Source organism: Streptomyces sp. NPDC044044, assembly GCF_056434405.1.
In genome coordinates this window covers 450,495-475,642 of record NZ_JBWKFG010000004.1, presented here as the reverse complement: position 1 = coordinate 475,642, position 25,148 = coordinate 450,495, and the positions used below count along the sequence as shown (strand labels likewise).

Below are 25,148 nucleotides of genomic sequence, written 5' to 3'. Positions count from 1 at the left end.
GTCCTCAGCTCAGCTCTTCGACTGGAGGGTGTCGGCGTCGATCTGCTCGTCGAGCTTCTTCAGGCCCTTGCGCAGATCGGGGACGCGCCCGGCCTCGACGCCGTAGGAGAAGTCGCCGAGCGAGACGACGTACGCGCCGCCGTTGACGGAGGGCGGCAGGGCCTTGCTGTGCTTGTTCTCCAGGATGTCGAAGAAGGTCCGGAAGGTCGGATCGGCGTCCAGGTCGGGGGACTTGAGCGCCGCGAACGTGGAGGGCACGTTGTGGATGGCGTTCGCGAACTTCACGACCTGCTTGGTGTCCGCCGTCAGGAACCGCACCAGCTCCCACGCGGCGTTCTGGTGCTTGCTGCTGTGCGCGATCCCGGCGACGGTGCCGGTGATGAAGCCGCGGCCGTAGGTGTCGGCCTGGTCGTCGGGGACGGGCAGCGGCGCCACGCCCCAGTCGAACTTCGCCTTCGCCTCGTCGAGCATGAGGCCGCGCCACTCGCCGTCCAGGTGCATGGCGACCTTGCCGGTCAGGAAGGCGTTCTGGTTGGACATCTCGTCGCCGAAGGCCAGCCGGAACCGCTCCAGGTCGTCGAACCCGCCCTGAGCGGCGGCGAGCTGGCGGGCGGTCTTGAAGAACTGGTACGTCTTCGGGTCGTCGGCGAGGCGCGCATCGCCCTCGGCGTCGAAGTACTGGGGGCCCCACTGCGCGAAGAGGCGGTCGGGACTGTTCTGGTAGAAGCGGAAGTTGGGGAGAAACCCGACCTGCTTGTACGAGTTCCTGCCGCTGCGCACGGTCAGCTTCTTGGCGGTCTTCTCGAACTCGGACATCGTGCGCGGCGGGCGCTTGATCCCCGCCTTCTTGTAGGCGTCCTTGTTGTAGTACATCCCGAAGGCGTCGGCGAGCAGCGGCAGGGCGCACTGGTTGCCGCGGTAACTCGTGTAGTCGAGCAGCGTCTTGGGGAAGATCTTGCGCTTGTCGAGGCCGGTCTTCTTCATGAACGGATCGAGGTCCGCCCACATCCCGGAGTCGCAGTACTGGCCGACGTTGTTGGTGGTGAAGGACGACACCACGTCCGGGGCCTTGTCGCCGCCCGCCCGCAGGGCCTGGTTGACGGTCTCGTCGGAGACGTTCCCGGTGGCCTTCACCTTGATGTTCGGGTGCAGCTTCTCGAAGCGGTCGATGCTGTCGTTGACGGCCTTGACCTCGCCGGGCGTCGACCAGCCGTGCCAGAACTTCAGGGTGACCGGCTTGGTCGGGTCGTCGTTCGCGCTGCCGACGCTCGGGTTGGCGCAGCCGGAGAGCAAGAGGCCGGCTGCGGCGAGCGCCGCGGACGCGCAGGTGGGCATGCGCCATCGCGGCATGGCGGACTTCCTTTACGGGGGAGGGGAGTTGAAGGTGCGGGGAGGTGCGGGGAGGTGCTGGCGAGGGGCGGGCAGTCCTGCTCAGGCCGTGTTGAAGACCTGGTCGCGGGCCTGGGTGAGGGCCGAGCGCAGGGCGCCGGTGAGGATCGGGTCGCCGTCGAGTTCGCTGATCCGGATCTGCGGGCGGGGCAGGGCGAGCCCGGTCAGCTCCTCCTCGACCCTGGCGCGCAGCTTGTCGCCGCCCGCCTGGGCCACCGAGCCGGAGAGCACGACGAGTTCGGGGTCGACGACGGCGACGACCGCTGCGATGCCGGTGGCGATCCGCCGTGCGACCTCGTCGAGCGCGGCGTCGTCGGCCATGACCTCCGCCAACGTCGCCCCGCCGCCGGTGAGTTCGCGCACGACGTACGCGGAGACGAGGCTCTCGAAGCCGCCGGTCCCGCCCCCGTGGTCCTCCGGTCCCGTGCGCACCAGGGGGGCGCCGGGCTGCGGCATGTAGCCGATCTCGCCCGCGCCGCCGGTCGCGCCGCGCAGCAGGGTGCCGCCGAGCACGATGGCGGCGCCTACGCCTTCGTCGAGCCAGGTGAGGACGTAGTTGTCGTTGTCCTGCGCCGCGCCCTCGTACTGCTCGGCGACGGCGGCCAGATTCACGTCGTTCTCGATGTCGACCGGCGTGCCGAGGACGGCGGCGAGGTCGTCGCGCAGCGTCCGCGAGTGCCAGCCCGGCAGGTGCGGGGCGTACCGCAGCGCACCGGTGTGCGGGTCGATGGCGCCGGGGGTGCCGATCACCGCGGCCCGCAGGTCGTCGTGGCCCAGGCCCGCCTGGCGCAGCGCCTCGTCGACGGCCTCGGTGACCAGCTGGGCGGTGCGGTGGCGCACGTCCTCGGCGACGGCGACGGCCTCGACGCGCGCCTGGCCGAGCACGGTGCCGGTGATGTCGGCGACGAGCGCGGTGATCCCGGTGGGGTTCGCGGACAGCGCGGCGACATGACCGGCGCCCGGGTCGATCTCGTACAGCAGGGCGTTGGGTCCCGGCCGTCCGCTGAGGCTGCCCGTGGTGTGCACGAGACCGGCGGCCTCCAGACGCCCGAGCAGCTGCGAGGTGGTGGGCTTGGAGAGCCCGGTCAGCTCACCGATGCGGGTGCGGGTGAGCGGGCCGTGCGCGACGAGCAGGTCGAGCACCGCCCGGTCGTTCATGGCGCGCAGGACGCTCGGCGTGCCCGGGGTCCCCGGAGTGCTGCCTGCTGCTGCCATCACGACACCTGCCCTTGCTGCAACTGTTAGGAAACTTTCCAATTCGTGAGGACCGTACGGCTGGCGTGAATGAGGCGTCAATAGCGGATGCTCCCGCGGCAACCAAGTCGTTACCTGGTGGGGCGGGCGTTGCACAGGGTGCACGCGGGACGCTCGGCCAGGGGAACTGTGGCGGGCCGGGAACTCCTCCTGACCGCCGTCCAGTTGCACGGCACCGCGCTTCACCGGAGAGATCCCCGGCGCATATCCTCACGTCTGTTCGACCGACCAGGCAGGACAACCGGGGGACAAGACCACCATGACCAGTGCGACCGGCGGGGGCCACGCCGACGAGGGTGCCGAGGGTGCCAAGGGCGCGGAGGGCGCCGAGAGGGCGGATGAGGGTGCCGGGGGAGGCATCAAGCCGCTCACGGCGGGCGATCCGCCCCGGATAGGGCCCTATCTCCTGCTCGGGAGGCTGGGGGCGGGCGGCATGGGCCGGGTCTACCTCGCACGCTCCGAGAGCGGCCGCACCGTCGCGGTGAAGGTCGTCCACGAAGAGCACGTCACGAACGCGCAGTTCAGGGCCCGCTTCCGCCGGGAGATCGACGCCGCGCGGCGCGTCGGCGAGCGCTACACCGCGCCCGTGCTCGACTCGGACCCGGACGCCGAGCACCCCTGGGTGGCCACGGGGTACGTCCCCGGACTCTCCCTCGAACAGGTCGTACGCGGCCACGGCCCGCTCCCGGCGAAGTCCGTCCACGCGCTCGCCGACGGCCTGCTGCACGCGCTCCAGGACATCCACACGGCCGGGATCATCCACCGCGACCTCAAGCCGTCCAACGTGATGCTCACCGTGGACGGCCCCCGCGTCATCGACTTCGGCATCGCCCGCGCCATGCGGACCTCGTCCGTCGAGTCACTCCTCACCAGCACCGGCATGGTCATCGGCTCGCCCGGCTTCATGGCACCCGAGCAGATCCGCGGCCAGAGCGCGGGCCCCAAGAGCGACGTGTTCACGCTGGGCTGCGTCCTGACGTACGCGGCCACAGGCGTCCTGCCTTTCGGGCACGGGGTCACCAACCAGCACGCCGTGATGTACCAGATCGTCGAGGCCGAACCCGGTCTCGACAAGGTGCGCGACGACGGACTGCGTACGCTCATCGCCCGCTGCCTGGCCAAGAACCCCGACGAACGTCCCACCGTGGACGAGCTGTTGGCGGACCCGGAGCGGACCCGCCCCCTGACGTCGTCGGCCGCTTGGCTGCCCGCCGAGGTCGTGATGCACCTCGCCCAGCAGGCGGCCAGGCTCCTGGACGCGGAGGCGGCGGAGCCGGTGCGCGAGGAGGCGCCGCCCGCCGCGGCCGAGGTCCCCGACCGGGAGACGGCGCGGCTGCGCCAGGAGCCGGGCGTCCCGGAACCGGGCGTCCCGGAACCGGGCATTCCCGAGGTCGTGGCGGTGGCCGCGTCCGGTGCCGCACCGGCGGACACCTCCGCCCGGGAGCGGAAGCGGGCCCGGCGCCGCCGCCCGCTGGTGATCGGGCTCCCGGTGGTCGCCGTGCTCGCCGTGGGAGGCGGCACGTTCGTGGTGATGCAGCCGTTCGGCGGCGACAGCGGCGACCAGGCTTCGCCCCCCTCCAGCAGCTCCCCGGCGGCGCCGGGCCAGGACGAGTCCTCCCCCAGCGGCTCACCGTCCAAGGACGGCAAGGGCGACAAGGGCGACAAGGGCGCGGACGACGAGAAGGGAAAGAAGGACAAGAACGGCGAGGACGGGGCGGACGGCAAGGACGGGGAGAGCGCGGCCGACGGCCGAGGCGGAGAGGACTCCAAGGGCTCCGCAGGCTCCTCGGACGGTGACGCGAGCTCCGACGGTGGCGGCGGCACGTCACCCGGCGGCTCGTCCGGCAGCGACTCCGATGCGGGCTCGTCCAGCGGCGCGGGCTCCGGCGACGGCTCGGGCGACCCCGGCTCCGGCGGTGGCGGCTCGGGCGGCGGAGGCGGGGTCCCTTCGTTCTTCGCCGACACCTGGACGTTCGGCGGCGACTACAACATCGGTCAGCCGGACACGGTGACCATCTCCGCGAGCGGCTCCGTCCGCCTGTCCCTCGACCAGCAGACCGAGTGCACGTACGCCGCGAAGGTGACGTCGACGACGAGCCAGGGCAGCCGCATCAACGTCGGGACGGCCAGCTTCGTCGGGAGCAGGCCCGCCTATTGCCACCCGACCCTGGACCCGTCGTACTTCACCGTCAACGGCAGCGGAATCCAGCACAACGTGGGCCCCTCCCACGGCGAGGGGTACTACTACAAGCGGGCCTGAGGCCCCGCGCCGCGCCGCCGCCGCTACTTCGCCAGGTTCGGCGGCGGCGCTATGGGGGAGGCAGCGAGCGACTGCGGCGAGGTCGCGGATGCGTACGCGGACGGCGCCGCGACACCCGCGGACGGGTCGGCGGCCGCCTCCTCCGTCGCCTGGAGCGGCAGGCCGCCCACGATGCGGATGCCCGCCTCGTCGAAGGCCCGCTTGATGCGCCAGCGCAGCTCGCGCTCCACACCGAGGGCATTGCCCGGCATGGTCTTCGCGGAGACCCGCACGACCATCGACTCGAGCAGCACGCTGTCCAGGCCGAGCACCTCGACCGGGCCCCACAGGCGCTCGTTCCACGGCTCGTCCTTGGCCATGGACTCGCCGACCTCGAGCAGCGTCGCCTGGACCTTCTCCAGGTCCTCGTCCGGGCGGACGGTGACGTCGACGCCCGCCGTGGACCAGCCCTGGCTGAGGTTGCCGATGCGCTTGACCTCGCCGTTGCGGACGTACCAGATCTCGCCGTTGTCGCCGCGCAGCTTGGTGACCCGCAGACCGACCTCGATGACCTCGCCGGATGCCACGCCCGCGTCGATGGAGTCGCCCACGCCGTACTGGTCCTCAAGGATCATGAAGACGCCGGAGAGGAAGTCCGTGACGAGGTTGCGGGCGCCGAAACCGATCGCCACACCCGCGACACCCGCCGAGGCGAGCAGCGGGGCGAGGTTGATCTGGAATGTGCCCAGGATCATCAGCGCGGCCGTGCCCAGGATCAGGAACGACGCCACCGAGCGCAGCACCGAGCCGATGGCCTGCGAGCGCTGGCGGCGGCGCTCCACGTTCACGAGGAGGCCGCCGAGCGCGGTGCCGTTCACGGACTGCGCCGTGCGGTTCATGCGGTCTATGAGCTTGGTGATCGAGCGCCGGATGACCACGCGAAGGACGACGGCGACCGCGACGATCAGCAGGATGCGGAGACCGATGCCCAGCCACGCCGACCAGTTCTGCTCGACCCAGCTCGCGGCGTTCGTCGCGCTCTCCTGGGCGTCCTCGAGGGTCGGGGACTTCGGCGTCGTCTTGTCGTCCGGGTCCGTTCCGGCTGCTGACAGGACGGACAGGAACACGGCAGGTACCTCCAGGCATAGCGGCCTGCCCAGGAGATGCACCGGGCAGAGTCACCACACTAACGGGGCATTGTGTGTGGATCGTTGTCATCTTCGAGGGAGAGACAGTGCTCACTTGGGGAAGATGAGGGTGTCGCAGTGGTGTGGTCGAAAACACTCCGAGCCCGTTACCAGCGGATGGTGGCGCTTGGACCAGGCATGAGGGGAGACTGGCTACAGATCGTCCCGGCGCGAGCCACGCGCCGCCGGCGTAATAGGAGGCATCCGTGCCGCACGTCCTGGTCCTCAATGCGTCGTACGAGCCTCTCGGCGTCGTACCGCTCCGCCGCGCGCTCGTCCTCGTCCTGGAGAACAAGGCTCTCTGCCTCGAGGAATCCGGCGCCTTCATGCACAGCGCAACGCGCACTGTCCCCGCACCCAGCGTGGTCCGCCTCAAGCGGTTCGTCCGGGTCCCTTACAGGGGGCCCGTTCCTCTGACCAGGCGGGCGCTCTTCGCCCGCGACGGCGGTCGGTGCATGTACTGCGGTGGCGTCGCAACCAGCGTCGACCACGTCATTCCGAAGAGCCGTGGCGGTCAGCACGCCTGGGAGAACGTGGTGGCTTCATGCCGCCGCTGCAACCACACCAAGGCGGACCGCCATCTCCTGGAGCTGGGGTGGCGCCTGCGTCACAAGCCCGCGCCGCCCTCGGGGCTCGCGTGGCGCATCATCGGGACCGGGCACAGGGATCCGCGCTGGCTGCCGTACTTGCAGCCGTTCGGCGCGGACGACGCGATGGCCCGGATCGATGGCATTTCCGCCTAGAAATCGATCCGGGCTCTGTTGTACGCGGCCGCCTGCGCGGGGCCTGTACGTGGCTGTCGGCCGCCGTCACTCGTGGGCGGCCGCGGCCGCGGCCACGGCGTACGCCTCGACCGACCACAGCGAGTAGCCGAACCGCGTGGCCCGCTTGTCGCCCTGCACCCGGATGTAACGAGTGTCACGGGCGTCCATGCGGACCGCCTCGCGGCCGCCCTTGCCGTCCTTCACGGTCGCCGCCGTGCGCCAGGTCTTGCCGTCGGCGGAGGTCTGCACGCGGTAGCCCGCCGCGTACGCGTCCTGCCAGCGCAGGACCACCTGGCCGAGCCTGACCGGCTCCGCGAGCTCCAGCTGCCACCAGGCGCCGTCCTCGGCCGGCGAGGACCAGCGGGTCGCGGGGTCGCCGTCATTGGCGCCGGACGCCGGGAAGTCCTTCGTCTCGTCGCCCGACGACGAGGCCTTCGCGCCGCGCGCCAGGTCGCGCCCTTCGGTGCGCGGGTAGGCGCGGACCGAGACCGTCCTGGTCTGGCCGTCGAAGGTGACCGGGAGCTCGTACGTCCCCGAGCGCGTGCCCGCCGGGACGGTGACGTCGACCGGGACGTCCACCTGCGTGCCGCGCGGCAGCGTGGACTTCTCAGGGGTGCGCACCTCGATGCCCTTGGGGGCCTTCGCCGTGACCTTGCCCTCCACGTCGCCGGGGCGCAGGGACGTCAGCTTCGCCGTGACCCGCTGCGGGCCGCCGCCGATCTCCACGTCGGCCTCGGTGCGGCCCAGGGAGAAGCGGGCGTCGGGGGAGTCGGCGTACCAGGGGACCACGTGGCGGACGGTGCCCTCGGTGACCGTGACGCGGACGGCGTCGGCGCGCGGGGCGGTGTCCTTGGGGCCCACGGGCTTGGCCTCGGTGAAGCCCGTGCCGGACAGGGCGCCGATGCGGCGCCAGCCCTCGCCCGGGACGTGGGCCTCGACGCTGCCCTTGGTGCCGGGGTCGGTCAGTGCCGTCACCGCCGTGAGAGGGCGGGCGCGCGGGACGCGGACCGTCGCGCGGTCCGACGCCTGCTCGCTGTCGAGCCCCGCCCACGTGCCGTACGCCTTCTGCGACCGCGTCAGGAAGGGGGCGAGGACGCCCTTGCCGACGGTCACCCTGCCCGCCTTCAGGTCCTTCTGCAGCCCGGTCAGGGTGCGCGAGGCGCGCCACGCGGCGGCGCCGTCGCCGGTGGACTGCGCGCGCAGCATGTCGACCGCCGTCTCGCCGGCCTCCCCATAGCGCGCCAGCTGCTCGACCCAGGGACGCACCTCGGTGTCGATGTCGCTGTCGGCGAGCCGCCGCGGCGCCTCCTTCATGACGGTGAAGGCGTCCCGCAGGGCCTTGGCGGACTTCTCGATGCGGGCGCGGTCCGTCGTGGTGCGCGCACGCCAGAAGTCGTCCATGAGCGGGCGCAGGTACGCCGATTCGTCGGCGCCGAGCACGGAGGACGCGTCATTGCCCGCGAGCGCCCGCAGAGCGCCGCGCGCCTTCGCGTCGCCGCCCGAGAGGTCGTCGATCGCGGCGAGCCAGGACTCGTGCGGGCGGTAGGCGCGGGGGTTCCAGGCGTAGTCGGCGGCCGTGAACAGGGGGATGCGGGACGCGGAGGGCTGCTCCATGGCGTTGCCGAGCAGCGCCGCCGAGCCGGTGGCCACGGCGGGCTCGCGGCCCGTGTAGGGGCCGAGGAAGATACGGTCCTGCGCGAAGTCGTTGACGGGGTAGTTGTCCATCGTCACCAGCGGATGCGAGCCGAACGCCTTGCGGGCGCCCGCAAGTTCACGCCCGGTGATGGTCTTGGGGACCACGCCCACGCCGGTCCACGCCACCTCGATGCCCTCGTCGAGGCGGTCCGCGATGGCGTCGCGGTACTCGGTGGAGCCGTCCTGGTAGTACTCCGTGGGCATCAGCGAGAGCGGCTTCGCGCCGGGGTGGCGCTCGGCCAGATGCGCGGCGACGGCGTTGGCGACGCGGGACTGCGCCTTCGCGGCGGCATCGGGCCCCGAACCGAAGGCGTCGGCGTCCGCGTCGCAGTGCCACTCGCTGTAGCTGACGTCCTGGAACTGCAGCTGGAAGGCGCGCACGCCCAGGGCCCACATCGCGTCGATCTTGCGGTTCAGGGCCTTGATGTCCTGGTCGGACGACATGCACATGGCCTGGCCGGGGGCGACGGCCCAGGCGAGGGTCACGTGGTTGGCCCTGGCCCGCTCGGCGAGCGCGCGGAAGTCGGCGCGCTGCTCCGCGGGGTACGGCTCGCGCCAGCGTGCCTGGCGGTAGAGGTCGTCGCCGGGGGCGTAGAGGTAGCGGTTCTGCTTCGTGCGGCCCATGAAGTCCAGCTGGTCCAGGCGCTGCTCACGGGTCCACGGGGTGCCGTAGAAGCCCTCCGTCATACCGCGGACCGCGGTGCCGGGCCAGTCGCGGATCTGGACGCCGGGGACGGTGCTCCCGGCGCCGCCCTTGGTGACCAGCTGGCGCAGGGTCTGCACGCCGTGGAAGAGACCGTCCTCTCCCGCGCCCGCGAGGGCGACGGTGTCCTGGCCGCCGATCCGGCCCACCGCGAGGCGGTAGCCACCGGAGGGCAGGTCGCCGCGGGCGCGGGCGCCGAGGGCGCGCAGGGCCTGGTCGGCTCCCGTGCCGTCGGCGCGGACGACGAGCTTCCCGCCGCCCGCGGGCAGCTGGTCGCCGTCCTTGACCTCAGTGATCTCGCGGGCGCCCGCGTCACGCAGGAGGGCACGCAGGGCGTCCATGGCGTACGGGTCCGGGTTCCGGCCGGTGGCCAGGACGACCTCGTCGGTGACGGTGACCTGGGTGCCTGCCGTGGTCATCGACTGGGGGCGGGGCCAGACCGGCGGGAGGGTGCCGTCGCTCTCCCGGTCGTCGTCGGGGGACGTGGCCGGGGTGCCGGGCTTTCCGGGGAGGCCGGGGGCGGCGACGGCGCCGGGGGCACCGGTGAGGGCGCCTGCGATGACGGCGACGGCGATGGCCGCCGCGCCCTTCCTGCGCCGCAGTTGCACGGCCCTCTCCTCGTTGTCCCTCGTCCCGGTGATCACGGGTGGTGCGTCGGTTGTCTCAGGGTGTCACTGAGCCCACCACTCGCGTGGCGGGGGTGTCAACGGGCGTGGGTGTTGTGGGGGTTTTCTTCCCTGTGACATTGCCGGGCCAAGGCCGGTGTCATGGCCGGGTTCGCTCAAAAGTGCTGGAGGGGCTTGGAATGACTCCTCCGGATCGGGGCAGGGACGGGAGCGGGGGAAAGGAAGATCTTGCGTCCGGACCCCCACTCAGAGAAACGAATGTGAGTACGCGCACGTTCATACAACGGATATGTCTGCGATCCCGCGCACTGGGTAGGTCTGCCGAAGACCTGCCCCCTGACATTGGAGCCTTACGTGCCCGCTTCCGCGAATCTCCTCCTCGACGCTCTCTCCAAACAGGTGTCCGGTCCCGACTCGGGACTCGACGGATCCTGCGCCTGCGGCTGCCTGGAGCCGCCCCTGACCAGCGAGCCCCCGCTGGCCGACGCCGCACCCCTGACCAGCGAGCCGCCGCTCGCCGACGCCGCCCCGCTGACCAGCGAGCCCACCTCCACCGGCACCGCGTCGGGTCTGGCCTACATGGGGGTCTAAGTGGCCCCACCCGGAGCGACCGGACCCACGACCGGCTCCACCGCCGGGCCCACCGGCCCCACCGGCCCCACCGGACTTTCCCGCCTTGCCGACCTGCACGGCGTGGCGACTTCTTACTCCCCGTCCCCGGACCGAACGGTTCCGGCCACCGACGCCGCGGTGATCGCGGCCCTGGCCGCCCTCGACGTGGACGCGAGCACCCCCGATGCGCTGCGGCGCGCCCTCACGGCCCGCGAGGCCGAGCTGGCCGCCCGCCTCCTTCCGCCGACGGTCGTGGTGTGGCAGGGAGCTTCTGAGGCACCCCCGCCCTGGGCCGGGCTGCCGCCGGGCACGCGGGTGTGGGTGGAGACGGAGCAGGGGGAGCGGGTCCAGTTCCCGGAGATCGCGCCGCGGGGCCATCGGGTGGCCGGGCAGGAAGCACCGTCGCGAAGCGGCGCACAGGCGGAGCCCCGAGGGGCACCCGACCTGCCGCTGGGCGTCCACCGCCTCCGAGCCACGACCCCGGACGGCCGGATAGCCACCGCCCACCTCGTGGTCGCCCCGCAACGCCTGCCGCCCCCGCGCGAGAAGACGTACGGCATTCTCGTCCAGCTCTACTCCCTCCTCTCCCGCCGCTCCTGGGGCATGGGTGACCTCGGGGACCTGGCCGAGCTCGCCGCCTGGTCGGGGCGGGCCATCGGTGCGGGATTCGTGCAGGTCAACCCCTTGCACGCGGCGGTACCGAAGCCCCAGGACGGGGCGTCCGACCCCTCTCCGTACCGCCCGTCGTCGCGCCGCTTCCCCGACCCCGTCCACCTGCGGGTCGAGGACATTCCCGAGTACGCCCACCTGGAGGGCGAGGCCCGCGATCTGGCCGCGCATCTCACGCGCAGAGCCGCCGCGCTACGCGAATCCGTGCTCCAGCAGGGCCAGTTGATCGACCGGGACGCGGTCTGGGCGCTCAAGCTCAAGGCCCTGGAGCTGATCCGCGAGGTCCCGCTCGGACCCGGACGGCGCGCCGCCTACAACGACTTCCTCGCCGAGCACGGCGAAGCCCTTGAGGACCACGCCACTTGGTACGCGCTCGCCGAGCGGCACGGCCCCGACTGGCACACCTGGCCCGAGGCCCTGCGCGACCCCGCATCACCCCGGACCGCCCGCGCGCGCGGCGAGTTGATGGACCGCGTGGACTTCCACTGCCGTCTCGCCTGGCTCACCGACGCCCAGCTCGGCGCCGCGCAGCGCTCCGCGCGCGACGCCGGCATGGGCATCGGCCTCGTGCACGACCTCGCGGTCGGTGTGCACCCGGCGGGAGCCGACGCCTGGGCGCAGCGGCGGCACTTCGCCGCGGGCATGTCGGCGGGCGCCCCGCCGGACGCGTTCAACGCGCGCGGCCAGGACTGGGGCCTCCCGCCCTGGCGCCCCGACCGCCTCGCCGAGTCCGGGTACGCCCCCTACCGCGCTCTCCTGCGCGCACTGCTGCGCAATGCGGGCGCGATCCGCATCGACCACGTGATGGGGCTCTTCCGGCTCTGGTGGGTCCCGGAGGGCCGCGCGCCCACCGAGGGAACGTATGTCCGGTACGACGCCGATGCGATGCTCGCCGTCCTGGTCCTGGAGGCGCACCGCGCGGGCGCCCTCGTCATCGGCGAGGACCTCGGCACCGTGGAGCCGGGCGTCCGCGAGGCCCTGCAGCGCCGCGGCGTGCTCGGCACCTCCGTGCTCTGGTTCGAGCGGGACTGGACCGGCACGGGACGGCCCGTGCCGCCCGAGCGGTGGCGCGCGGACTGCCTGGCCACCGCCACCACCCACGACCTGCCGTCCACCGCGGCCCGCATCACCGGTGAGCACGTCCAACTCCGTGACCGGCTGGGCCTGTTGGTCCGCCCCGTGGCCGTCGAGCAGGCCGAGGCCGCGGCGGACGTGTCGGAGTGGCTCGCGCTGCTCGCCCGTCTCGGGATGCTGCCCGGCGGCGGTGGCCACGAGGAGGAGGAGATCCGCGCCGTCCACCGCTTCCTGCTCGCCACCCCGGCCCGCATGATCGGCGTATGGCTGCCGGACGCGGTCGGCGACCGCCGCCCGCAGAACCTCCCGGGCACCTGGGACCAGTACCCCAACTGGCGGCTGCCGGTCGCCGACGCCGATGGCCGCCCCGTCACCCTGGAGGAACTCGCCGCCTCACCCCGCGTGCACGCGTTCATGGACGTGTTCCGCACCCGCGAGGAGCCCCGTACGGCACCCCCGGGCGCGCGGCCCGTTTAGCAGTTCGCTACGTTGGCACCGTGGACAAGAAGAACGCCCTGCGCGCCGGCGCCCTGGCTTCCGGTACGACGCTGATGATGCTGCTCATGTCGTCTCCCGCGCTCGCGCTCACACGCGACGACGGTGACGACCCGGGTCCCGGCCTGAGTGTGATCGACACGCTCGGCCTCTATGTCGTGGCGCCCATCGTGCTGTTCCTGGTGATCGCGGGCCTGGTCATGGTCGGTGACAAGTCCCGCAAGCAGGAGAAGCAGGGCTGACGCCACTTCGCTTCCAGAGTTCTCCGTAGGGGCTCTTCGCCGACGTACGCACGCGTGCTCACGTCGGCGAAGAGCCCCTACGCGTGTGTCACACGGCCGGGCGCGTCAGGCCGCGTACGTCTCGGGCCGCGTGCATCTCGGCCGCGTACGTCTCAGGGCCGCTCGGCCGTGAGGTAGCGCTGGACCGTCGGTCCGACCCAGTCCACGACCTCGTCGCCGGACAGTGCGACCACCGGCGGAAACCGCAGCACATAGCGGGTCAGCGCCATGCCGAGGATCTGCGAGGCGCAGAGCCCGGCCCGCGCGGGGGCGTCGGCGGGGTCGGGGCAGACGTGGCGCGCGACCGGCAGCAGCTGGTCCCTGAAGATGCCCTGCATGCGCTCGGCGCCCGCCTCGTTCGTGATGCCGACGCGGAGCATGGCGGTCAGCACCCCGTCGTTCTCCCACACGTCGAGGAAGTGCCTCACCAGGGCCCGTCCGACGTTCTCACGCGGCACCGCGGTGAGATCGGGCAGCCGCAGGTCGATGGAGCAGGCCGCGGCGAACAGGCCCTCCTTGTTGCCGTAGTAGCGCATCACCATCGACGGATCGATGCGCGCGTCCTTGGCGATGGCGCGGATGGTGGCCCGTTCATAGCCGTCGGCGGCGAACCGCTCACGGGCGGCGGTGAGGATCGCGCCGCGGGTCGCATCGGAGCGGCGGGGTGGTGCCGCGGGTGTCTCGGTGGCTGTCCGAGTCGCTGAATCGGGTGCACTTTCGGTCATGCCAACAAGCGTAGGCCAACATGTGTTGACAGTCCAGGACTGCGGCCCTACGTTGGCCAACAAGCGTTGACCAACAGTTGTTGGCGTGAGGCGCAAGACGTAAGGCGCAAGACACAAGGCGCGAGGAGGCTGCCATGAACGGAACCCAGGACACGCCCGGCACCGTGGACCCTGCCGTGATCGTCGTCGGCTCCGGACCCACCGGGCTGCTGCTCGCCGGGGACCTGGCCGCCGCGGGCGTCCCCGTCACCCTGCTCGAGAAGCGGCCGCACGGGATCAGCAACCTCTCGCGCGCCCTGGTGCTGCACGCCCGCACCCTCGAACAGCTCGACGCGCGGGGCCTCGCCGACGAGTTGGAGGCCAAGGGCAAGGCCCTCGACAGCCTGCGCCTCTTCGCCCGCCTCGAAGTGGGCCTCGACAAGCTGCCCTCGCGCTACAACCACCTCCTGGTCCTTCCGCAGTACGAGGTGGAGCGGGTCCTGGAGCGGCGGGCGATCGAGGCCGGCGTCGACTTCCGGTACGAGAGCGAGGTCACCGGGCTCACTCAGGACGCGGACGGGGTGACGCTCGAAGTCCGGGGCCCGGGTGGGGAGTCGAGCACGCGAAGGGCCGCGTACGTCGTCGGCGCCGACGGACTGCACAGTCCGGTCCGCAAGGCCATCGGCCTGCCCTTCCCTGGGAAGTCCGCCATCCGCTCCCTCGTCCTCGCCGACGTGAAGCTCGCGGAGAAGCCCGCGTCGGTCCTCACGGTGAACGCCGCCGGTGACGCCTTCGCCTTCATCGCGCCCTTCGCGGACGGCTATTACCGCGTCATCGGCTGGAACCGCGCCCGCAACGTCCCCGACACCGACCCCCTCGACCTCGAGGAGGTCAAGGAGATCACCCGCCTCGCGCTCGGCCGCGACTACGGCATGCACGACGCCCGCTGGATGTCCCGCTTCCACAGCGACGAGCGCCAGGCGCCCGAGTACCGGGTCGGCCGGGTCTTCCTCGCCGGGGACGCCGCGCACGTCCACACTCCGGCGGGCGCGCAGGGCATGAACACCGGCCTGCAGGACGCCGTGAACCTGAGCTGGAAGCTGGCGGCGGCGGTCGAGGGCCGCGCGCCCGAAGGCCTCCTCGACACCTACCAGTCGGAGCGGCACCCCATCGGCAAGGCGGTCCTGCGCAGCAGCGGCGGGATCGTACGGCTCGCGATGGCCAAGCGCCCGTGGTCGATCGCGGCCCGCGCCGTGCTCGCGTCCTTCGTCAACGCCGTGCGCCCGGTCCGCGAGAAGGCGATCGGCCAGATCACCGGCATCGGCTACCGCTACCCCGCCCCGAAGGGAGCCCACCGCCTGACCGGGCGCCGCGCTCCGGACGTCGCGCTCAAGGAGGGGCGGCTGTACGAGGCCCTGCGCGAGGGCGAGTTCGTACTGATCGCCCCGGTGGGCGCCGAGTACGACGCGGGTCGTGCGGTCGTGCGGCACTGGGCGAGCGACCGGCGCGACCGGCGTACGGCCGTCCTGGTCCGGCCCGACGGGTACGTGGCGTGGGCGGCGGACGAGGCGGACGCGGGACAGGTTCGGGCGGCGCTGGGGGAGTGGGGTGCCGCGTAGAACCCAACTGTTCAGTTCTGCTTCAAAGAAGTCTCGAAAAGATTCGATGGACCTGATGGGTGTGGGGGTGCGACGGTAGTCCCGCGACCAACCAAGAGATCAGCCAAGAGATCCCCGCCGGGTGGTGCCCACCTCGGCGGGGTTCATGTTTTCCCGGGACGACCGGGAGAGAGACAAGGGATATCAGTGACTGTCCTGGACCGGACGACCCCCCTGCACAGCGAGCCGACGGAGACCGTCACGTCGGCGGCGAGCAAGGCGCAGCGGGCCGCGGGCCCCATCGGCCTCGGCCTCGCCCTGGCGGCGCTCGCCACGGTCGTCTGGTCGGGCAGCTTCGTCACCTCGCGCGCCCTGGCCGACAGCGTGCCGCCCATCCAGCACGCGTTCTGGCGGTGGATCATCGCGATCGCGGCGGTGGCGCCGTTCGCCGCGCGCCAGACATGGCGTCAGCGGGCCCTGCTCCGCAAGCATCTGCGCTTTCTGCTCCTGGCCGCCCTTCTCGGCGTCACCATCTACAACACCCTGGTCAACCAGGCGGGCGTCACCACCACCGCGGGCAACATGGGCATGATCATGGCGGCGTCGCCGGTCCTGATGGCGGTGTACGAGAGGCTCGGCGGCGCGAGGCTCGGCGTGCGCCGCGTGACCGGCATGCTGATCGCCTGCGCGGGCGTCCTGGTCCTGGTGTCCGGGGGGTCGCTCTCCATGGACTTCGCGGTGGGCGACCTGTGGGTGATCGCGGGGGCCGTCTCCTTCGGCTCGTACAGCGCGCTGCTCAAGCGCAAGCCCGCGGAGATCGGCGGACTGCCGTTCCTCTTCGCGACGTTCACGCTGGGCGCGCTGATGCTGCTCCCGGTGTTCGTGGTCAGCCTCGTCGTGCAGGGCGGCTTCGAGCCGACCGTCGGGACGGTCTCCCCGCTCCTGTACGTCGGTGTCGTCTCCTCCGCGATCGCCTTCTTCGCCTGGAACAAGGCGATCTCGATCATCGGCGCCGCGCGTGCCGGGGTCATCTACTACCTCCAGCCGGTGTGCGTCGCCCTGCTCTCCTTCGCGGTGCTCGGCGAGGCGATGGGGTGGCTGCAGGTGATGTGCATGGGGCTGATCCTGGGCGGGGTCGTCCTCGGCTCGGCGCGCACGAAGTAAGGGGAGCGCGTCCCGTGGGATCACCTCTCCTGACCAGTCGGTACGTTGACTCCATGAGCGAGTGGGACATCAAGAAACTGCAGATCCTGCGTACGTTGAGCGAGCGGGGCACGGTCACGGCGACGGCGCAGGCGCTGCGGATGACGCCGTCGGCGGTGTCCCAGCAGCTGTCCAACCTCGCGAAGCAGCTGGGGGTGCCGCTCCTGGAGGCGCACGGGCGGCGGGTCCGCCTGACGGACGCGGCGCACCTCGTGCTGCGGCACGCGGAGGCGGTCTTCGCCCAACTGGAGCTGGCCGACGCCGAGTTGGCGGCCTACGCGCAGGGTGAGGCGGGCGAGGTGCGGGTCGGCGCCTTCTCGACCGCGGTGCCCGCGCTGGTGGTCCCCGCGGTGCGGGAGCTGAGGGCGGCGGCGCCGGGCATCTCGGTGCGGGTCCGTGAGGTGGAGGCGGCGGAGGCGTACGAGCTGCTGGCCGCGGGGGAGGTGGACGTGGCCCTATCCTTGGCGGTGACGGCGCCTGCCGCGGCGGACGCGGACACGCGCTTCACGCGGGAGTCACTGCTGGCGGATCCGCTGGACGTGGCGCTTCCGGGGGATCACGCGCTGGCGGATGCGGAGGGGCTGAGGCTCGCGGACCTGGCGGCGGAGCCGTGGATCTTCGGGGGCAGCGGCCCCTGGTCGGAGATCACGCGGGCGGCGTGCGAGGGGGCCGGTTTCACACCTGAGCAGGCGCATTCCGCTTCCGGCTGGACGGCGATCCTGGCGATGGTGGAGGCGGGGATGGGGGTGGCCCTGGTCCCGCGGATGGCGGCGGTCCGCCGTGACGGAGTGGTGATGCGGTCCCTGTCCGCGGACCGGCCCCGCCGCCATGTGGTGGCGGCGGTTCGCCGCGGGGCCGCGGGGGGAGCGGCGGTCAGCAGGGTCTTGTCGGCACTCCGCTCCGCGGTTCCCCTGCGGGGGGCGGAGCCGGAGTAGACCTGCACCGGGGGGCGCGCCACAGCTCGGGTCCCGCCCGAGTTCTGCGCCTGCGGGCCGCCACCGGGCTTACCGCGCTCCGCGCGGATCTTTCCCGCCCACCCGCCCGGTACCCCGCAGTGTGGGCCTGTCCGGGTTCTGCGTCTGCGGGTCGCCACCGGACTTCCCGCGCTGCGCGCGGATCTTCCCCACCCGCCCACCCGATACCCCGTGGCCGACGCGTGACCTCCCGCGCTCCGCGCGGGTCTTTCCCGCCCGCCCACCCGATACTCCGTGGCTGACGCCTGGCTTCCCGCGCTTCGCGCAAATGCTCCCCGCCCGCCCACCCACCCGATCACCCCGTAGCTGCGGGGCAAACGGGTGGGTGGGCGGGAAAGATCCGCGCGCAGCGCGGGAAGGTGCGCTGTGGCACCCAGGCGACAGTCCCGATAACCCCCTGTGGCTGCGGGGCAATCGGGCGGGTGGGTGGGGGCATCCGCGCGCAGCGCGGGAAGGGTGGATACGGCCGGTAGGCGGGGTGCCGACCACCGGCTTGACGCGGCAGGGCAATCGGGCCCGGCCCCGAGGCCGGCGGGGGATGGGGAAGGGGGGTGCGCCGGCCTCGGGGGTGGGGTTAGGCGTCTGCTGACTGGGCTCGTAGGGCCCTTTCCACGCCCGCCCTGGACTCCGTGATCAGACGGCGCAGTGCCGCCGACGGGGACGCCGAGGCCAGCCACGCGTCCGTCGCGTCCAGCGTGGCCTGGGACACCTGGAGCGACGGGTACAGGCCCACCGCGATCTGCTGCGCCATCTCGTGCGAGCGCGAGTCCCACGCCCCCTTGACCGCAGCGAAGAACTTCTCCGTGTACGGGGCGAGGAGTTCGCGCTGGTCCGTCTGGACGAAGCCGCCGATCACGGACTCCTGGATCGCGTTCGGCAGCTTGTCGGACTCGACGACCGAGGCCCAGGCCTCCGCCTTCGCCTCCGGCGTGGGCCGCGCCGCCCGCGCCGACGCGGCGTGCCGCTCGCCCGCGGCCGTCTTGTCGCGGTCCAGCTCCGCCGTGATCCCGGCCTCGTCGAGCCGCCCCGTCGCCGCGAGCCGGTGCACGAACGCCCAGCGCAGCTCCGTGTCCACCGCGAGACCCGGGACCGACTGCTTGCCCGACACCAGCTCCTCCAGGAGCATCAGCTGCTCCTCCGTACGCGCCGTCGCCGCGAACGCCCGTGCCCACGCGAGCTGGTGGTCACTGCCCGGCTCCGCCGAGCGCAGGTGCGAGAGCGTCGCCTCGGTCCAGCGGGCGAGCGCCTCGTCGCGCCCGGCAGGAGCCGCGTACAGCTCAAGGGCCATCTTCACCTGGCGGTGCAGGGACTGCACGACCCCGATGTCCGACTCCTTGGCGATGCCGGAGAGGACCAGGGAGAGGTACTCCCGCGTCGGGAGTTCCGCGTCCCGCGTCATGTCCCACGCCGACGCCCACGACAGCGCACGCGGCAGCGACGCCTCGAAGTCGCCGATGTGCTCGGTCACGAAGGCGAGCGACTCCGTGTCCATGCGGACCTTCGCGTACGACAGGTCGTCGTCGTTCAGGAGGATCACCGCCGGGCGCCTGCGGCCCACCAGCTCGTCCACCGCCGTGAGTTCGCCGTCCACGTCCAGCTCCACGCGGTCCGTGCGCAGCAGCTTGCCGCTCTCGTCGTCGAGGTCGTAGAAGCCGATCGCGATCCGGTGGGGGCGCAGCGTCGGCTCGCCCTTGGCGCCCGCCGGGAGCGCCGGGGCCTCCTGCTTGACCGCGAACGACGTGATCCTGCCGGACGTGTCGACGTCCACCACCGGACGCAGGACGTTGATGCCGGCCGTCTCCAGCCACTTCTTCGACCACGTCTTCAGGTCGCGCCCGCTGGTCTCCTCAAGCGCGCCGAGCAGATCGGACAGGCGCGTGTTGCCGAACGCGTGCGCCTTGAAGTACGCCTGCACGCCCCGGAAGAACTCGTCCATCCCGACGTACGCGACCAGCTGCTTCAGGACGCTCGCGCCCTTGGCGTACGTGATGCCGTCGAAGTTGACCAGGACGTCGTCGAGGTCCTGGATGTCGGCCATGATCGGGTGCGTGGAGGGAAGCTGGTCCTGGCGGTAGGCCCACGTCTTCATGGAGTTGGCGAACGTCGTCCAGGAGTGCGGCCAGCGCGAGTTCTCCGCGTACGCCTGGCAGGCGATGGACGTGTACGTCGCGAATGACTCGTTCAGCCAGAGGTCGTTCCACCACTCCATCGTCACCAGGTCGCCGAACCACATGTGGGCCAGCTCGTGGAGGATGGTTTCCGCGCGCGTCTCGTACGCCGCGTCCGTCACCTTCGAACGGAACACGTACTGGTCGCGGATGGTCACCGCGCCCGCGTTCTCCATCGCGCCCGCGTTGAACTCCGGCACGAAGAGCTGGTCGTACTTGGCGAAGGGGTAGGCGTAGTCGAACTTCTCCTGGAACCAGTCGAAGCCCTGCCGGGTGACCTCGAAGATCGCGTCCGAGTCGAGGAACTCGGCGAGCGAGGGACGGCAATAGATGCCGAGCGGAACCGACTGGCCGCCAGGACCCTCGTACGAGCTGTGGACCGAGTGATACGGACCGACGATGAGCGCCGTGATGTACGTCGACATCCGCGGCGTGGGCTCGAAGACCCAGACATCACCGCTGGGCTCGGGCGTCGGCGAATTCGAGACGACCGTCCAGCCGGACGGCGCCTTCACGGTGAACTGGAACGTCGCCTTGAGATCGGGCTGCTCGAAGGAGGCGAAGACGCGGCGCGCGTCCGGGACCTCGAACTGCGTGTAGAGGTAGGCCTGCTGGTCGACCGGGTCGACGAACCGGTGCAGCCCCTCACCCGTGTTGGTGTAGTCGCAGTCGGCGACCACCTTCAGCTCGTTCGGCCCCGCCTCCAGGTGCTTCAGCGCGATGCGCGAGTCACGGAAGACGGCGGCCACGTCCAGCGAGTGTCCGTTCAGGACGGCCTCGTAGACCGCGGGGGCGACCAGATCGATGAAGGTCTCGGCGCCCGCCTCGGCGGAGTCGAAGCGCACCGTGGTCACCGACCGGTAGGTGCCGCCCTCTTGCGCGCCGGAGAGGTCGAGATCGATCTCGTACGAGTCAACGGTGAGCAGCTTCGCCCGCTGCTGCGCCTCTTCGCGGGTCAGATTGGTGCCGGGCACGCGGTCATCTCCTCAGGAACGTCAGGTACGACTTGTGGCGTTTCCGGCCATCCTTCCACGTGGGTCGGCGGGAGTGCCCGGCCATTGTCCGGCGGCCGCCGTGCGGCATTGTTCGCGGGCTGCCGTGCCGCTAGCATCCGCGCGTCGACTCACGCCCCGGGGGGGAGCGTTCATGGGACTCCGACGGTCACTGCGATTACCGAGCCTGACGCGATTACCGGGCTCACGCCGGTCACCGGGATCACGCCGATCAACGCGCTCGCGTGGCGCGAGGTGCGCCACATGATCGACGTTCTCGTCGTGGGAGCCGGGATCGGCGGGCTCACCACCGCGCTCAGCCTGCACGCGGCGGGCATCGGGGTACGGGTCGTCGACGCGGTGGACGAGCTGCGGCCCGTCGGGGTCGGCATCAACCTTCTCCCGCACGCCGTCCAGGTGTTGACGGAGCTCGGCCTCGGCGCCGAACTGGCCGCCACGGCCGTGCCGACCGCCGAGACCGTCCACTTCGACCGGCACGGCAACCACATCTGGGGCGAGCCGCTCGGCTTCGCGCGCGGCCACCACTGGCCGCAGTACTCCCTGCACCGCGGCGCCCTGCAGCTGATCCTCCTGGACGCGGTGCGCGACCGCCTCGGTGACAACGCTGTCCAGACCGGTACGGCCTTCGTGCGGTACGCCGAGCCTGAGGGGTCAGGGGCGCTGCGGGTGACCCTGCGGGACGTGCGGCGCGGACGGGAGTTCGCGGTGCCGGTGCGGGCCCTGATCGGGGCCGACGGGCTGTACTCGGCGGTGCGGGCCCGGCTGCATCCCGGGGAGGGCCCGCCGCTGTGGAACGGCATCCGGATGTGGCGGGGCGTCGCCGAGTGGGATCCGGTGCTCGGCGGCCGGACGATGGCGTTCGCGGGCAGCAACGCGGCCGCGAAGCTCGTCGTCTACCCGATCTCGCGGGAGGCGGAGACGCGGGGCCGCGCGCTGCTCAACTGGGTGGCGGAGGTGCGCTTTCCGCGGCATCACCACGGGGCGCCGGGCCCGGTGGACTGGAACCGCTCGGGCCGCCTCTCCGATGTCCTTCCCCACTTCTCGGGCTGGCGGATCGGGGACCTGGACGTGCCCGCGCTCCTTGCCGCGACCGGCGCGACGAGCCGGATCCTGGAGTACCCGATGGTGGACAGGGACCCCCTGCCGTGGTGGGGCCGCGGCCCCGTGACGCTCCTGGGCGACGCGGCCCATCCGATGTACCCCGTGGGGTCGAGCGGCGGCTCGGAGGCGGTGCTCGACGCGTGGGTGCTCGCGCAGTGCGTGGCCCTTGCCGGGGTGGACCGGGTGAGTGGCCTGCGGGCCTACGAGGCGCAGCGGTGGGGCCCCGCCAACGCCGTGGCCCTGGCCAACCGGGCGATGCCGGTGGATGCGGTGCTGCGGACCGTGGCGGAGAGGGCGCCAGAGGGGTTCGTGCGGGTGGAGGACGTGTTGACGGAGGAGGAGTTGGCGGGGCTGGGGGAGGGGTATCGGCGTATGCGGGGGTGTTGGTAGCGGCTGTCCGCCCCCCTGGGCCCCAACAGATGGCCGAAATCGCCGGACGTGCTGAGAGTCTCAGCCCGTCCGGCGTTTGAGGACGAACTCGGCGGAGCCGGTGATGACGGCCACCAAGGCCCCGCGCCGAGCGGCCCGCGGCGGAGCCGCCATGTCACGGCCGGGATGGGGCGGGTTGGGGAAAATCAACGTCTGAAATCCGCCAGCCCTCATCCACCCCCACGCGCGACCCTCGGCACATGAACACAACCACCGCCTACGCCCCTCGCCCCATAACTCCCCTCGCCCTCAAGCAACTCCGCGTGACCGACGACGCAGGCCGCCCCTGCAACCCCTACGTGGACACGGAAGGCGGCGACCCCCTCCGCTGCTGCCTCCGCCCCATCGCCCCCGGAGAACGCGTCGCCCTCGTCTCGTACGCCCCCCTCCGCCGCTGGGCCGAGGAGACCGGCGCCACCCCCGGCGCCTACGACGAGCAGGGCCCCGTCTTCATCCACGCGCAGGACTGCGAGGGCCCGGCGCCCAGCGGCGACGGCGCGTACCCCTTCGCCCGCCCCGGCTCCCTCCGTACCCTCCGCCGCTACAACGCCGAAGGCCACATCGTCGGTGGCCGCCTCCTGGAGATCCCGGACCCCGCGACGGAAGGCTTCGACGCCGCCTTCGCGGAGGCCTTCGCCGACCCGCGGGTAGCCCTCGTGCACGTCAGGGCCGTGGAGTACGGCTGCTTCCACTTCGAGGTGCGCCGCCCCTGAAGAACCGCTCCTACGAGACCGCCTCCACCGCCCGCGCGAACTCCCGCACCCGCTCCGTCTCCCCGTCCCGGCGCCACACCATCCCGAGCACCGAGTCCGGCACCCCCTCCACCGGCACGAACGTGACGTCACTGCGCCCGTGGTACTCCGCCGTGGGGCGGCACAGCAGCATCGCCCCGCGCTCGGCCGCGACCAGCGTCAGCCCCTCCTGGAGGGTGCGCACCTCCGGCGCGGGGGCGGGGGACGGCGCCTGCGCCGCGCGCCAGTAGGCCGGTGCCGGCGCCGTCGCGGAGATCAGCGGCGTACCCGTCAGCTCGTCCGCGCGCAGCGACGCACGGCCCGCGAAGGGATGGCGTACCGACACCGCGACCGTCTGCTGCTGGCGGGAGAAGAGCGGGCCGAGCACCAGGTCCGGCTCCTCGACGGGAAGGAGCACGATCGCCGTGTCCACGTCCCCGTGCCGCACCGCCCCGAAGGGATCCGCGAACGGCACCTCCACGATCTCCGTCACGCAGCCAGGATGCCGCTCCTGGAAGCCGGTGATCGCCCCCATCAGACGCGCGTCCGCCGTCCCCTGGAAGCCGATCCGCAGCCGCCCCGTGACGCCCCGCGCGGACTCCCGTGCCGCGTCCACCGTGGCGCTCAACACCTCGTACGCGGGGCGCAGTTCGGCCAGGAAGTGCTCGCCCGCCGGAGTCAGCCGCACCCGTCGGCTCGACCGCTCCACGAGCCGTGTGCCGATCCGCCGCTCCAGGTTCCGCAGCAGCTGGCTGACGCGGCTCTGCGAGACGTAGAGCCGCTCGCCCGCGCGGCCGAAGTGCAGCTCGTCGGCGAGCGCCATGAAGCACTCCAGCTCCCGTATCTCAAGCCCGCTCAAGCGGTACACCCCCTTCGCATCCATGAGCCACGCTCATTCAAGGATGAGATCTTCGCCGTTGTTCCCGGCAGGCGTCCGACGAAGGCTTGACCCCATGAAAGCCACCCCGGACACACCCCCCGAACTCCCCGAACTCGCCGAGCCGCAGCGCTCCCTGCCTCTGTCCCTGCCCCTGTCCGTCCTCACCGTCGCCGCCACCACCTTCTCCGTCGTCACCACGGAAATGCTGCCGGTCGGCCTCCTCACCTCCCTCTCCTCCGGGCTCGGTGTGTCCGACGGGACCGCGGGCCTGACGGTCACGCTGCCCGGCGTGGTCGCGGCGCTCGCCGCCCTGCTCCTCCCGGTCGCCGTGCGGCGGGCCGACCGGCGGACGGTGCTGTGCGCGCTGATGGCCCTGCTCGCCGCCGCCAACCTCCTCTCCGCGCTCGCGCCCGCCTTCGGCGTGCTGCTCGCCGCGCGGGTGCTCGTGGGGGTCTGCATCGGGGGAGTGTGGGCGATCGCGGCCGGGCTCGGCGTACGGCTCGTGCGCGAGGAGTCCGCGGGGCGGGCCACCACGGTGATCTTCAGCGGGATCGCGGTGGCGTCCGTGCTCGGCGTCCCCGCCGGTACGTTCCTCGGTGAACTCGCGGGCTGGCGCTGGGCGTTCGCGGTGATGGGCGCGTTCGCGCTCGCGGTGGCCGGGCTGCTCGCGGCGACGCTTCCGCCACTGCCGTCCTCGGCGCCGGTACGGCTCGGCACCTTCCCCGGGCTGCTGCGGGGCGCGCGGCTGCGGGCCGGGCTCCTGGTGGTGCTGCTCCTGGTGACCGGGCACTTCGCCGCGTACACCTACGTACGCCCCGTACTGGAGCGGGTGCCCGACCTGGGCGCCGGACTGATCAGCGGGCTGCTCCTCGCGTACGGGGTCGCGGGCATCGTCGGCAACTTCGCGGGCGGCGCGCTCGCGGCCCGCGACCCGCGCCGGGCGCTGCTCGCCATCAGCGCGGGACTTGCCGCCGTGGTCCTGCTCCTTGGCCCCGCGGGCGGCTCGCTCCTCGCGTCGGTGGCGCTCCTGGTCGCGTGGGGGCTGGCCTACGGCGGGGTCTCGGTCTCCACCCAGCAGTGGGTGCTCGCCGCGGCGCCCCACGCCCGTGAGGCGGCGTCGGCGCTCTTCGCCGGGGTGTTCAACGCGGCGATCGCCCTGGGCGCGCTGACCGGGGGCCTGGTCGCGGACGGCTTCGGGACGACGGACGTGCTGTGGCTCGGGGGCGGCCTCGCAGCGCTGGCCCTGCTTGTCGCGGCGTACGCGAAGGGGGCGGACGCCGGGCACGCGAAGAGGGCGGCCACCGGGCACGCGAAGGGGGCGGACGCCGGATGAAGACCGGTGTCCGCCCCCTTCGGCGT

Annotated in this window: 18 protein-coding genes; 11 read left to right on the top strand and 7 right to left on the bottom strand. The window is 72.2% G+C overall.

What is annotated here, in order from left to right; genetic code table 11:
- Positions 1–9: 9 nt before the first annotated feature.
- Together AC07AG_RS17805 and AC07AG_RS17800 are read right to left on the bottom strand one after the other, a co-directional pair.
- Positions 10–1,350 carry an ABC transporter substrate-binding protein gene (locus AC07AG_RS17805; protein ID WP_478756000.1) on the bottom strand — a complete coding sequence of 447 codons (1,341 nt, stop codon included), beginning with the start codon at positions 1,348–1,350 and terminating at the stop codon, positions 10–12.
- An 81-nt stretch (positions 1,351–1,431) separates the two neighbouring features.
- Entirely contained in the window at positions 1,432–2,604 is a 1,173-nt protein-coding gene (locus tag AC07AG_RS17800; protein ID WP_478755999.1) for an ROK family transcriptional regulator, read from the bottom strand.
- Positions 2,605–2,902: 298 nt separating this feature from the next.
- On the opposite strand from AC07AG_RS17800, the gene AC07AG_RS17795 reads away from it, so the two are divergent.
- A complete protein-coding gene (locus AC07AG_RS17795) occupies positions 2,903–4,903 on the top strand; it encodes a serine/threonine-protein kinase (protein ID WP_478755998.1) in 2,001 nt (666 codons plus the stop codon).
- Between the two features lie 23 nt (positions 4,904–4,926).
- On the opposite strand, the gene AC07AG_RS17790 is transcribed toward AC07AG_RS17795, so the two are convergent.
- Positions 4,927–6,009 carry a mechanosensitive ion channel family protein gene (locus AC07AG_RS17790; RefSeq protein WP_361046703.1) on the bottom strand — a complete coding sequence of 361 codons (1,083 nt, stop codon included), beginning with the start codon at positions 6,007–6,009 and terminating at the stop codon, positions 4,927–4,929.
- A gap of 266 nt (positions 6,010–6,275) precedes the next feature.
- Between AC07AG_RS17790 and AC07AG_RS17785 the strand changes: the two genes are divergently transcribed.
- Positions 6,276–6,812, top strand: a complete 537-nt coding sequence (locus AC07AG_RS17785; protein ID WP_190080400.1) for an HNH endonuclease — start codon at positions 6,276–6,278, stop codon at positions 6,810–6,812.
- A 66-nt stretch (positions 6,813–6,878) separates the two neighbouring features.
- Here the strand turns inward: AC07AG_RS17785 and AC07AG_RS17780 are convergent, their stop codons facing one another.
- Positions 6,879–9,839 carry a beta-N-acetylglucosaminidase domain-containing protein gene (locus AC07AG_RS17780; RefSeq protein ID WP_478756308.1) on the bottom strand — a complete coding sequence of 987 codons (2,961 nt, stop codon included), beginning with the start codon at positions 9,837–9,839 and terminating at the stop codon, positions 6,879–6,881.
- 372 nt (positions 9,840–10,211) lie between these two features.
- Here AC07AG_RS17780 and AC07AG_RS17775 point away from each other — a divergent pair, with 372 nt between their 5' ends.
- From AC07AG_RS17775 to AC07AG_RS17765, 3 genes are all read left to right on the top strand, one after another.
- Positions 10,212–10,448 carry a hypothetical protein gene (locus AC07AG_RS17775; RefSeq protein ID WP_249589883.1) on the top strand — a complete coding sequence of 79 codons (237 nt, stop codon included), beginning with the start codon at positions 10,212–10,214 and terminating at the stop codon, positions 10,446–10,448.
- 102 nt (positions 10,449–10,550) lie between these two features.
- Positions 10,551–12,689 carry a 4-alpha-glucanotransferase gene (malQ, locus tag AC07AG_RS17770; protein ID WP_478756307.1) on the top strand — a complete coding sequence of 713 codons (2,139 nt, stop codon included), beginning with the start codon at positions 10,551–10,553 and terminating at the stop codon, positions 12,687–12,689.
- Between the two features lie 20 nt (positions 12,690–12,709).
- Positions 12,710–12,949 (top strand): hypothetical protein, encoded by a 240-nt coding sequence (locus AC07AG_RS17765; protein ID WP_160505069.1) that lies wholly within the window; start codon positions 12,710–12,712, stop codon positions 12,947–12,949.
- A 152-nt stretch (positions 12,950–13,101) separates the two neighbouring features.
- Here AC07AG_RS17765 and AC07AG_RS17760 read toward each other — a convergent pair whose 3' ends face one another.
- Positions 13,102–13,713, bottom strand: a complete 612-nt coding sequence (locus tag AC07AG_RS17760) for a TetR/AcrR family transcriptional regulator (protein WP_478755997.1) — start codon at positions 13,711–13,713, stop codon at positions 13,102–13,104.
- A gap of 134 nt (positions 13,714–13,847) precedes the next feature.
- On the opposite strand from AC07AG_RS17760, the gene AC07AG_RS17755 reads away from it, so the two are divergent.
- The 3 genes from AC07AG_RS17755 to AC07AG_RS17745 all read left to right on the top strand — a co-directional run bounded on the left by AC07AG_RS17755 (position 13,848) and on the right by AC07AG_RS17745 (position 17,428).
- The gene (locus AC07AG_RS17755) at positions 13,848–15,311 is read left to right on the top strand and encodes an FAD-dependent monooxygenase (RefSeq protein ID WP_478755996.1); all 1,464 of its coding nucleotides are present in this window, start codon (positions 13,848–13,850) and stop codon (positions 15,309–15,311) included.
- A gap of 186 nt (positions 15,312–15,497) precedes the next feature.
- The gene (locus tag AC07AG_RS17750) at positions 15,498–16,454 is read left to right on the top strand and encodes a DMT family transporter (RefSeq protein ID WP_478755995.1); all 957 of its coding nucleotides are present in this window, start codon (positions 15,498–15,500) and stop codon (positions 16,452–16,454) included.
- 53 nt (positions 16,455–16,507) lie between these two features.
- A complete protein-coding gene (locus AC07AG_RS17745; protein WP_478755994.1) occupies positions 16,508–17,428 on the top strand; it encodes a LysR family transcriptional regulator in 921 nt (306 codons plus the stop codon).
- Between the two features lie 613 nt (positions 17,429–18,041).
- Here the strand turns inward: AC07AG_RS17745 and pepN are convergent.
- Entirely contained in the window at positions 18,042–20,609 is a 2,568-nt protein-coding gene (gene pepN / locus AC07AG_RS17740) for an aminopeptidase N (protein WP_478755993.1), read from the bottom strand.
- 282 nt (positions 20,610–20,891) lie between these two features.
- Here pepN and AC07AG_RS17735 point away from each other — a divergent pair, with 282 nt between their 5' ends.
- Together AC07AG_RS17735 and AC07AG_RS17730 are read left to right on the top strand one after the other, a co-directional pair.
- Positions 20,892–22,139 (top strand): flavin-dependent oxidoreductase, encoded by a 1,248-nt coding sequence (locus AC07AG_RS17735; RefSeq protein WP_478755992.1) that lies wholly within the window; start codon positions 20,892–20,894, stop codon positions 22,137–22,139.
- A 239-nt stretch (positions 22,140–22,378) separates the two neighbouring features.
- On the top strand, positions 22,379–22,891 hold the full coding sequence (locus AC07AG_RS17730) for a DUF1203 domain-containing protein (RefSeq protein WP_478755991.1): 513 nt from the start codon (positions 22,379–22,381) through the stop codon (positions 22,889–22,891).
- A 10-nt stretch (positions 22,892–22,901) separates the two neighbouring features.
- Here AC07AG_RS17730 and AC07AG_RS17725 read toward each other — a convergent pair whose 3' ends face one another.
- Positions 22,902–23,768 (bottom strand): LysR family transcriptional regulator, encoded by an 867-nt coding sequence (locus tag AC07AG_RS17725; RefSeq protein ID WP_478755990.1) that lies wholly within the window; start codon positions 23,766–23,768, stop codon positions 22,902–22,904.
- 94 nt (positions 23,769–23,862) lie between these two features.
- Here AC07AG_RS17725 and AC07AG_RS17720 point away from each other — a divergent pair, with 94 nt between their 5' ends.
- Positions 23,863–25,122, top strand: coding sequence for an MFS transporter (locus tag AC07AG_RS17720; RefSeq protein WP_478755989.1), 1,260 nt, complete (start codon positions 23,863–23,865; stop codon positions 25,120–25,122).
- The last annotated feature ends 26 nt before the right edge of the window (positions 25,123–25,148 follow it).

Excerpts from the sequence above, each read along its gene's own strand:
- AC07AG_RS17805 (WP_478756000.1), bottom strand. The coding sequence starts at position 1,350 with ATGCCGCGATGGCGCATGCCCACCTGCGCGTCCGCGGCGCTCGCCGCA.
- AC07AG_RS17800 (WP_478755999.1), bottom strand. The coding sequence starts at position 2,604 with ATGGCAGCAGCAGGCAGCACTCCGGGGACCCCGGGCACGCCGAGCGTC.
- AC07AG_RS17795 (WP_478755998.1), top strand. The coding sequence starts at position 2,903 with ATGACCAGTGCGACCGGCGGGGGCCACGCCGACGAGGGTGCCGAGGGT.
- AC07AG_RS17760 (WP_478755997.1), bottom strand. The coding sequence starts at position 13,713 with ATGACCGAAAGTGCACCCGATTCAGCGACTCGGACAGCCACCGAGACA.
- AC07AG_RS17755 (WP_478755996.1), top strand. The coding sequence starts at position 13,848 with ATGAACGGAACCCAGGACACGCCCGGCACCGTGGACCCTGCCGTGATC.
- AC07AG_RS17745 (WP_478755994.1), top strand. The coding sequence starts at position 16,508 with ATGAGCGAGTGGGACATCAAGAAACTGCAGATCCTGCGTACGTTGAGC.
- AC07AG_RS17735 (WP_478755992.1), top strand. The coding sequence starts at position 20,892 with ATGATCGACGTTCTCGTCGTGGGAGCCGGGATCGGCGGGCTCACCACC.
- AC07AG_RS17730 (WP_478755991.1), top strand. The coding sequence starts at position 22,379 with ATGAACACAACCACCGCCTACGCCCCTCGCCCCATAACTCCCCTCGCC.
- AC07AG_RS17720 (WP_478755989.1), top strand. The coding sequence starts at position 23,863 with ATGAAAGCCACCCCGGACACACCCCCCGAACTCCCCGAACTCGCCGAG.